Raw genomic sequence first — 9296 nt, 5'->3', positions numbered from 1 at the left:
CATGCTGGGCGCACCAAAAAAACTGCTTGCCAAAATTTCTGGCAAGCAGTTTCGTTTATGGAAGCGCGATTAGTTTTTCACCAGCAATACTTCTTCTACAGAAGCGTATGGCAGGTTGTGAGCATCTGCAACCGCTTTGTAAGCCACTTTTCCGTCGATGACGTTTACGCCTTTCGCCAGAGCGCGGTTGTCGCGGATCGCTTGTGCGTAGCCTTTGTTCGCCAGTTGAACAGCGTATGGAACCGTTACGTTCGTCAGCGCCAGAGTGGAAGTGCGAGCTACCGCACCAGGCATATTCGCTACTGCGTAATGGATCACGCCGTGTTTTTCATAAGTCGGGTTGTCATGCGTTGTGATGCGGTCGATCGTTTCGATGGAACCGCCTTGGTCGATTGCCACGTCTACGATCACGGAACCAGGCGTCATTTCTTTTACCATCGCTTCTGTTACCAGGCGAGGAGCGCGTGCGCCAGGGATCAGAACAGCGCCTACGAGCAGGTCTGCTTTTTTCACTGCGCTTGCGATGTTGAAAGAGTTGGAGATCAAAGTTTGTACGCGGCCTTGGAACAGGTCATCCAATTGGCGCAGACGATCTGCGTTCACGTCGATGATCGTTACATTTGCACCGAGACCAAGCGCCATTTTCGCAGCGTTCGTACCTACGATACCGCCACCGATGACAACGACTTCGCCTTTTGGCACGCCAGGTACGCCACCGAGCAGCACGCCTTTGCCGCCGTATTGTTTTTCCAGGAATTGCGCACCGATTTGTACGGACATGCGGCCCGCAACTTCGGACATCGGCATCAAGAGCGGCAATGCGCCGTTGTCGAGCTGGATAGTTTCGTACGCGATTGCGATTACTTTTTTATCGAGCAGCTCACGAGTCAATTCAGGCTCTGGAGCCAGGTGGAGGTACGTGAACAAGATCAGACCTTCACGGAAGTAGCCGTACTCGGCAGGAAGTGGTTCTTTTACTTTCATGACCATGTCAGCGGCCCACGCATCTGCTGCGGTCGCGACAATCTCAGCGCCTACTGCTGTGTAGTCTTCGTTGGTGAAACCGCTGCCAAGTCCTGCACCTGTCTCTACGCGAACAGAGTGTCCGTTTTGTACGAGGGCTGCTACGCCTGCTGGCGTGATGGCAACGCGATTCTCGTTATTTTTAATCTCTTTTGGAATGCCAACGATCATGATAGGTAGTCCTCCTTGGAAACGCCGATTTAATGAGAATACTAACATTGTACAGCGTTTACACGGGGCGTTTCCTTGGGGATTCCTTTAATTTTGCCATCCTTCTGTTTGTGAAAATCCACAAACGAACTACTGTTCCTGATCGAGCTTCGCCATTTTCAACTCCAGGTAGAGGGCGGCCCGCTGGTTCATGTTCTCCAGATCGACCCGCATGATCTCCTCAATCCGCCGCAATCGGTAGCTCAATGTGTTGATGTGGATGTGCAGGCGCGAGGCGGTCACGTTCACCTTGCCTGCCGCGTCCAGAAACGTCTCCAGCGTCTGCAACATCGCCGTCTGATTGTCCCGGTCGTATTGCCTGAGCTTTTCCAAGCGCTCGTTTTCATAGCCTTGCTCCGCCTCCCACTGCTTCAGTTGCAGGAGATAACGGTAAATGCCCAGCTCGTGATAGCCGTAAATGCCTTCGTTTTCCTGGGGAAACAGCTTCTTGATCTTGAGCGCGTGCAGCGCCTCCCTGTAGCTTTTCACAATCTCTGTATACGTCGACTGATAGCCGAGTCCGTAGCCTGCAATCACCTGTCGTCCTTCTGTGACATGGGCTTCCAGCTTGCCGAGCGAGTCGGCCAGAAACTGCTCGACTTTGCGGACGAGGACTTCACGCACGTCTTTTTTGACACTGCCGTCAAGGCCGATCAGCAAAATGATCTGCGAACCGTCGACAACCCACAACAGCTTGTCGCGCATGAGCAACGGGTACAAATACTGGTCGAGCCGCGCACCTGCCGCTTCAATAATGCAAATCAAATAAGCGGTCGGAAGCTGCATTTGCAGGCTGTCAGCTTTTTGCCGGATCGTGCTTTCGCTTTTGTGGTTGCCGAGCAACAGCTCCCACAAAAACTCCTTGCGCCGCTGCTCCTCCGCCTTGCGCTTCCCTTGCCGCTGCATGAGCCTTGAGACGGCTACCCGTGCCGCCTGACGCAAAATCTCGTCATCCTCGCGCGTGATCGGCCGATTCACTTCCTGCGCCCATATGTACCCGAGCACGTCACTGCCGCGCCTGATCGCGATCGCCACACGCTTGCCCAGGCCGACCTCATCCTTGGCCGGAATATGTACAGGGTCGTCTTGCGTCAACAGCTCCTGGAACACGCCGTCCTTCCACAGGCGGGTCAACACCTTTTCCGGCACCCGCCTGCCCATGATGGTCGACCAGCGCGCCTGATCGGTGCTGTCTCCGTGGGAGCTGTAGGCAATCAGTTTGTGATCCGCATCTTCAACCGTAATCGGGTTTTGCAAAAGCTCTCCAATCACATCGGCTAGTTCGTCTATATCGGCATGCTGATACTGTTGAAAATAGTTAGGCTCAACGGACACATTTCCACCTCTTTACCGCGCATTCGTACGTGTCCTTTTATTATACAAGAAAGCGTAAGCAGGGCGCACTTTTTCCGCTTGCCGGACGCTCGCGCTACTGGTCTTTTTCCGCAGCGGAATTGACGCACAAAAAACGGACGACTTCCCCGGTACGATTCAGCCAGTTGTGCGGTGTAGTCGAGTCCATGTGAATGCTGTCGCCCGGATGCAAATCGTGCTCTTCCTCTCCCAGCAACAGCGTCAATACCCCTTCCAGCACGTAGACGAACTCCTGCCCTTTGTGGACAAAAGGCGTTCCGCTGTCTTCGTGGGGCTGCAATGTGACGAGGATCGGTTCCAGCAAGCGGTTCGCCAAATCGCCAGACAAGTCCTCATACACGAAAGGAAAGCCGCTCGGCATCGCAGGCTTTTGCCCGCCTCTGCGCACGCGATCGCTCTGCGCCGAAGGCTTTTCCGAAAAGAAATAGCTCGGACTCACTTCCAACGCCTCGGAGATTTTTTTCAGCGATTCCAGCGTAATCGACGATTTTCCCCGCTCCACCTGGGACAAAAAGCTTATCGAGAGTTCCGTTTTTTCAGATATTTGTTTCAGTGTCTTTTTTTTGCCAAGCCGCAGTGACTTGATCAAGACGCCAATCGTTGGTTTCATCCGCTATACCTCAAATCTCGCAAGATAGGTCTATCATACCGCTTGCGGGAAAATGGTGCAAAACGCTGTTGCGATGAATCCTTTTATCTTTTATAATCTTTACTATTATCAGACAAAAAGCGTTTTCACTTTTTTTATGAGCGGAAATTGAAGTGACGCTTCAATTCACGAAGCGAAGGTATCCCCCGCCCGCTGCTACTCGCACTCCAACGCCATTCTGCAAAGCATCGTCATTTACACACCAAGGGAGGATCTGCAACTGATGGCACTTCAACCACAAGCGGGAGTTTCCAAACAGGTTCAAAACAAGGCGTTGATCGCCAGTTTGATGGGCAGCTCCATCGAATGGTAGCACGCTTCCTGAAGAGCAGTTTCTGGCCTGGGGCTGGCGCGTTCCGTTCATTTTGAGCGCTGCACTCGTGTTTGTGGGACTGTGGATTCGCAACGGCATTGATGAAACAAAGGATTTGGATTTTGACAAATCCTGACCGAAAGGATGAGAGTCATGCTCATTTTGAGCCGGGAAAATATCGAGCAAATCTACACGATGAAAGATTGCCTGGAAGACGTGGAACACGTTTTTCGCGAGCATATGCAAGGAAACGTAACGACTCCGGTGCGCACCGCGGTTGACCATCCCAAATACGATGCGACCAGCTTGTACATGCCGTCTTACTTGGCGAGCGATGATTACGTCGCGGTGAAAATCATCAGCATTTTTCCGCAAAACCATAAACACAACATCAAGTCTTTGCAAAGCGTCATTGTGCTGACGGAAGCCAAAACGGGGCAGCACGTCGCCATGATGGATGCCAGCCTGCTGACCGTCATGCGGACCGGGGCGAGCAGCGGTGTCGCCACCAAGTATTTAGCCGCAGAGGATGCGGACAGCTGCGCGGTGCTTGGCTGCGGTGCCCAGTCGCTCGGGCAAATCCAGGCTGTCATGGAAGTACGGGCGCTGCGCCATATTTACTTGTACAACCGGACGCGAGCCAAAGCTGATGAAATGAAACAAAGCCTGCTGGCGCTCTATCCGGATTGGCACGGAGAGATCACGGTGGTGGAAAACGCCGACGAAGCCGTCTCGCTTGCCCGGATCGTCATTTGCAGCACCAAGGCGACCGAGCCGCTGTTTGCCGCTTCCAGCCTGCGTCCTGGTACCCATATCAACGCAATCGGCGCGTTCCTGCCGCACATGCGGGAAGTCGATTCGGCCACCGTACAAACCAGCAAAGTCGTCGTCGATACGCTGGAAGGTGCCGAGCACGAAGCTGGCGATTTGCTCATTCCAATCGCGGAACAAGAGTGGAGCTTTGCTCAATTGCACGCTGAACTGGGAGAAATTTTGATCGGGCAAAAACCGGGGCGGGAAAATAACGCAGAAATCACGCTCTACAAATCGGTCGGAGTCGCTTACCTGGATACAGCGGTAGCCAAGACCGTGTACGAGCGGGCAAAAGCTGCCGGAATCGGCACTGAAGTCTCGTTGTAGAACCGTACAGCCGCCAAAGCGCTTCAAGCTTGGCGGCTGCTTTTTTGCTTACAGCAGGCGGGTGATGGCATCGAGTATTTGCTCTTTCTGAAAAGGCTTGACGACAAAGTCGCTCGCGCCAGTCTTCATGGCCTCCAAAACCTTTTGCCGATGCCCGACTGCCGAACAGATCAACACTTTGGCATCCTGATCGTAATCGAGAATCTCGCGCATGGCCTCAATTCCATGCATGTGCGGCATCGTGATGTCCATCGTCACAATGTCCGGCTTCAGTTCCTTGTATTTCTCAACAGCCTCCAAACCGTTGCACGCTTCTCCGCAAATCTCGTGTTGCTCGCCTAGCATATCTGTCAACATCCTTCTCGTGAAGGCTGCGTCGTCTACAATCAGCAATCGGGCCATGGTGTCCTATCCCCTCACATCTCGCTCGCATTTCTCTCTATTACTTTTGCAGAAATCGCAAGCCTTGTCCACGAGAGAAAATGACTTCTTTTGTCGAAATGAACATTCGGCGTTTTCGACGTTTACGGACGAAAACCGATCGGCTCCGTGGCTTCGCCTGAGCCTTGTTCACCTGTTGCTTGCCCCGCTACTACTTTCGCTGCCTGCGGACTCTCGGGCTTGGGATGAGGAGTAGTCTCTGTGATCTCTGGCAAATCGACTTGCCGTACTTCATCCGGTATATCCGGCTGCGGGATTTCCACGAAATCCTTCTCCATGCGAAAACGCCTCCCTTTTTCTCTGCTTTTTGCCTTAATAGGCTGTCCTGATCTTGCCTTTCCATGCACCCCCACTCCCGTCATTATTTTCCTCATTTTTTCATCGCGCTACTTTTCCGATATAATAGGAGTGCACTTGTTTACCGTCTCACGATCGAACGCTTGTTTTTTAAAAGGAGAAATTTTTCCATGCCAAAGCTGAAGCCTTTTTTCGCCCTGTTTACCTTCCTGGTTGTCGGGCTGCTTCTGCTCATTACCAGTCAGTTTTTTACCAGCATGAAACATTTGGACGAAGTGATCAATGACCGCGGGCCTTCTTCTGAAATATTGCGTGTTGCCTTGTTGCTGGAAGGGCCAACCTACGATCAGGGCTGGAACAGCAGCGCGATGGAAAGCATTACGGAGATGCAGAAAAGGTTCGGCTTTTCACTGGAGATTGCCAACAATATCAAAGCCGATCAAATCACGAATGTGGCGCAAAAATACGCAGCAAACGACTATGATCTCATTTTGGGGCATGGGGTGATTTTCTCCGAGCCGTTTACCAGTGTCGCACGCAAGTATCCGCAGACCCGCTTCGTCTCCTTCAACGGTGAAGCCCCGCATTCCAACCAGACGACGATTCGCTACGACATGAAGCCTGCCGGTCAGCTCGTCGGCATGCTGGCGGCGAAAATGTCCCGTACGGGCAAAGTCGGCTATATTCTGGTCGACAAGCCGCCGGAAATGGCTCAGGCGGAAGGCTTTCGCGCAGGAGTCAAAAAAGCTGCGCCCAACGCGGAAATCGTGATCGGGAAAGTATCCGACTTCAATGACATTGAAAATGCCGTACAAAAAACGCGCGAGATGATCGCTCACGGTGTCGATGTCATCTACACCACCGGAGACAGCTTCAATCTCGCCGTCATTACCGAAGCACAGCGCTCCAAGGTGTATACGATCGGCTATATCGCCGACCAGCGCTACATCGCGCCGGACTATGTGCTCGCTTCTCTGGTGCAAGACGTGCGGCAATGTTATCGCATTATTTTCGAGCAGTACATGGCAGACAGACTCCCGAGCGGCAAGGTTGTCTACGGTCTGGCCGAAGGCGTGAACCACTTCAGTCCGTTTGGCCCGATGGTGCCCCCGGAGGTTCGCGCAGATATTGAACGGGAATTGCAGCACTTTATTTCTTCCCGTGGCTCGTTTGGAGGTTAATTGGCATGTCCCTGTTCAGCAATCTTGGATTTCAGAAAAAAATGATGCTCAGCTATCTCGTCATGATGCTGCTGATCGGCTGCGTCACTACCCTGTTCAGTTACCATATGACAAAGGTTACTTCCGACGAAGTGCACCTGACTCAAAACGTTTTGCCGCAAACGAGCGCTCTTTTAGAGGTCAAAAACCAGATATACACCAAGACATTCGCCCTGAACATGTACACTTTGACCCGCGACGAGTCTTATCTCGACCAGTATTACACCAATTTGATCGACACATCCCGTTTCGCCTCGCTGACGAAAACAGAGGAAAACAGCGGCTTGTTCTCCATTATTGAATCGATTTCCAAGCTGGATTTTCTGTTTTTGAACAAAATCAATCCGCTGCTCAAGGCAAACAATGTGCCCGCTGTCAGCTACGTGCTCAGCCAGGAAGTCCAGCCGTTGATCAACCAGCTGGAACGTGAATTGTCATTCTCGCTCAATCAACTGGAGTACAAGACAAACAAAGAGTTTCAGCATACAAACGAAAGCATTCGCGTATCGCTGATTCTTACTTACACGGTTTCCGTAGCTGCGATTTTGTTCGGGTTTTTCTGCACCTTTTACTTCCGCAACGAGCTGCTTCGTCCGATCGAGTCGCTCATGAAGCAAGTACGCGAGGTGTCCAAAGGGACGTTTGGCCAGCAAATTATTTATACCCATCATGACGAATTTAGCGAGTTGGCCCAGGAGTTCAACAAAATGTCGAGCAATATCGCCAATTTGTTCGCCCAGGACGCCATGCAGCGTCAAATTTTGACGGAAGAAAAAAATATTCGCGAGCAAATTCTCAACTCGCTTCCTGTCGGGATCATCACACAGCCGCACGCCGGGGCGAGCATCCACGTCAACAAACTGGCACAGCATCTGGTCAAAGTCGACGAGGCCGGGTATCCGATGTCCAAAGCCGCTTCGTTCACGGCGTCAACAGACAGCGAGGATGCCCCCTGGTTCGTCAATCGCAAAATGACGCTGTACAAGCAGGATGACTCGCCGTTTACCGCTCTCGTCTCGTATGTGCCGCTGCACAACCAAAAGCACGATCAAGACTCGGGCTGGATGGTCGCTTTTCTCGATATTACGGAGCAAGAACAACTTCAAGAATACTTGAACCAATCGGAAAAACTGGCGATGGTCGGGCAGCTTGCAGCCGGAGCAGCGCACGAAATCCGCAACCCGCTCACCGTTATTTACGGCTTCATTCAATTGCTCGAACAGCGCTTGTCCGATCAGGAGCGGGATCGCTACTACCTGCCGCTGATCTTGCAGGAAATTGAGCGGGTCAACCGGATTGTGACGGAGCTGTTGATGCTGTCCAAGCCGTCCAAGCCGGACTATCGCGAAGTGAATCTCGCAGGTGTCGTCCACTCGATTCTGCCGCTGATGAATGCCGAAGCCATGCTGCACGGCATCCAGATTGTCGACCGCTGTGCGCCCAATATTCGCCTGCACGTCGATGTGGAGCAGCTGAAACAAATTTTGCTGAATCTGATGAAAAACAGTATTGAGGCCATGAAAGAAGGCGGCATTCTTTTGATCGAAAGCCACCTGGACGATAAAGCCGTGCATATTCATGTAAAAGATACGGGTGAAGGGATTCCGGCGGAGTTTCTCGTGCGGATTTTTGATCCGTTCTTCTCGCTGAAAGAAGACGGCACCGGACTTGGCTTGCCGATCTCGCGCCGCATGGTGGAAAACCACGGCGGCGACCTGCAAGTAAAAAGCAAGCTGGGGCAAGGAACAGAAATCATCATCACGCTGCCCCTCGACCCAAAAGTGGATTGAGTTACGCTGTTTACGCGTTAGCTGGCGCGATCCGCTCCTGACCGCGCTCGTCCAGCCAGGCGAACATGTTTCGTGTATACTTTTCGATTTCTTCTCCGACGAACAGATGGCTGGCCCCTTCCGCCAGCCATTTTTCGTGCCAGACGCCAGCCTTTTGCAACGCGGCTGCCAGCCTGTGGGCATGCTCGACGCTCACATTTTCATCTTCTGTGCCGTGGATGATCAACACCGGACAAGCGATCTCGCCTGCGCGATACAGCGGGGTGCGGTCACGGTACGCTGCTTCCTGCTTGTCGGGATGGCCAATCAGCCTGCGCAACATTCTGCGCATGTCCACCCGCTCTTCGTACGTCAAAAACATGTCGCTGACCCCGCTCCAAACGACAGCAGACAGCAAGCCTTTGCATTCCATCGCCGCAAACAAAGCCATGACCCCGCCGCGGGAAAAGCCGTACGCGCTGATCCGCCGGGAATCGACGATGTTCAGCTTGCGCAGCAGCTCGTAGGCTGAAAAGACGTCCTGCCGATCTGCCCCGCCAAATTCGTCCCGTCCCGCACAGCCTTCATTCCCCCGATAGTGCGGGGCGAGAACGACATAGCCAAAGGCAGCCATCTGGCTGATCCGCTCCGGTCTGACCCGTCCGATTCCTTTGATCCCGCCGCGGCAATAAAGCAGCGCGGGAAGCCTTGTCTCTTCCGCCAGAAAATGTTCCGGCACCGCCAAAAGCGCTTTGACCAGCAGATCGTCGCTATAATAGCTGACCGTATAGAGCGCGACCCCTGAGACGACGCTCTCTTCCGGCGCAAAAGCGACAAAGGGGGCAAAATCAACCTGCATC

General features: G+C 52.9%; 9 protein-coding genes. 3 read left to right on the top strand and 6 right to left on the bottom strand.

The window, feature by feature from the left end; all coding sequences use genetic code 11:
* Window positions 1-69 precede the first annotated feature (69 nt).
* The 3 genes from ald to DEP07_RS05080 all read right to left on the bottom strand — a co-directional run bounded on the left by ald (window position 70) and on the right by DEP07_RS05080 (window position 3217).
* Window positions 70-1194: an alanine dehydrogenase gene (gene ald, locus DEP07_RS05090; RefSeq protein WP_173596686.1), complete on the bottom strand. Its 1125-nt coding sequence runs from the start codon at window positions 1192-1194 to the stop codon at window positions 70-72.
* 129 nt (window positions 1195-1323) lie between these two features.
* Window positions 1324-2568: a PucR family transcriptional regulator gene (locus tag DEP07_RS05085; protein ID WP_122964378.1), complete on the bottom strand. Its 1245-nt coding sequence runs from the start codon at window positions 2566-2568 to the stop codon at window positions 1324-1326.
* Between the two features lie 94 nt (window positions 2569-2662).
* Window positions 2663-3217: a helix-turn-helix domain-containing protein gene (locus DEP07_RS05080; protein WP_122964377.1), complete on the bottom strand. Its 555-nt coding sequence runs from the start codon at window positions 3215-3217 to the stop codon at window positions 2663-2665.
* Between the two features lie 505 nt (window positions 3218-3722).
* Here DEP07_RS05080 and DEP07_RS05075 point away from each other — a divergent pair.
* Window positions 3723-4709, top strand: a complete 987-nt coding sequence (locus DEP07_RS05075; protein ID WP_281868624.1) for an ornithine cyclodeaminase family protein — start codon at window positions 3723-3725, stop codon at window positions 4707-4709.
* A 48-nt stretch (window positions 4710-4757) separates the two neighbouring features.
* On the opposite strand, the gene DEP07_RS05070 is transcribed toward DEP07_RS05075, so the two are convergent.
* Together DEP07_RS05070 and DEP07_RS05065 are read right to left on the bottom strand one after the other, a co-directional pair.
* Window positions 4758-5111: a response regulator gene (locus DEP07_RS05070; protein WP_122964375.1), complete on the bottom strand. Its 354-nt coding sequence runs from the start codon at window positions 5109-5111 to the stop codon at window positions 4758-4760.
* 122 nt (window positions 5112-5233) lie between these two features.
* A complete protein-coding gene (locus DEP07_RS05065; protein ID WP_281868625.1) occupies window positions 5234-5428 on the bottom strand; it encodes a hypothetical protein in 195 nt (64 codons plus the stop codon).
* A gap of 189 nt (window positions 5429-5617) precedes the next feature.
* Here DEP07_RS05065 and DEP07_RS05060 point away from each other — a divergent pair, with 189 nt between their 5' ends.
* Together DEP07_RS05060 and DEP07_RS05055 are read left to right on the top strand one after the other, a co-directional pair.
* A complete protein-coding gene (locus DEP07_RS05060) occupies window positions 5618-6628 on the top strand; it encodes a BMP family ABC transporter substrate-binding protein (protein ID WP_122964373.1) in 1011 nt (336 codons plus the stop codon).
* 5 nt (window positions 6629-6633) lie between these two features.
* Entirely contained in the window at window positions 6634-8457 is a 1824-nt protein-coding gene (locus DEP07_RS05055) for a sensor histidine kinase (RefSeq protein WP_122964372.1), read from the top strand.
* 10 nt (window positions 8458-8467) lie between these two features.
* On the opposite strand, the gene DEP07_RS05050 is transcribed toward DEP07_RS05055, so the two are convergent.
* Window positions 8468-9295 carry an alpha/beta hydrolase family protein gene (locus DEP07_RS05050; protein WP_173596768.1) on the bottom strand — a complete coding sequence of 276 codons (828 nt, stop codon included), beginning with the start codon at window positions 9293-9295 and terminating at the stop codon, window positions 8468-8470.
* Window position 9296 lies beyond the last annotated feature (1 nt).

The organism is Brevibacillus sp. (assembly GCF_003521185.1).
Classification (GTDB): domain Bacteria; phylum Bacillota; class Bacilli; order Brevibacillales; family Brevibacillaceae; genus Brevibacillus; species Brevibacillus parabrevis.
Note: the sequence above shows the minus strand (reverse complement) of the source record. Positions and strands in the feature narration are given on the sequence as shown.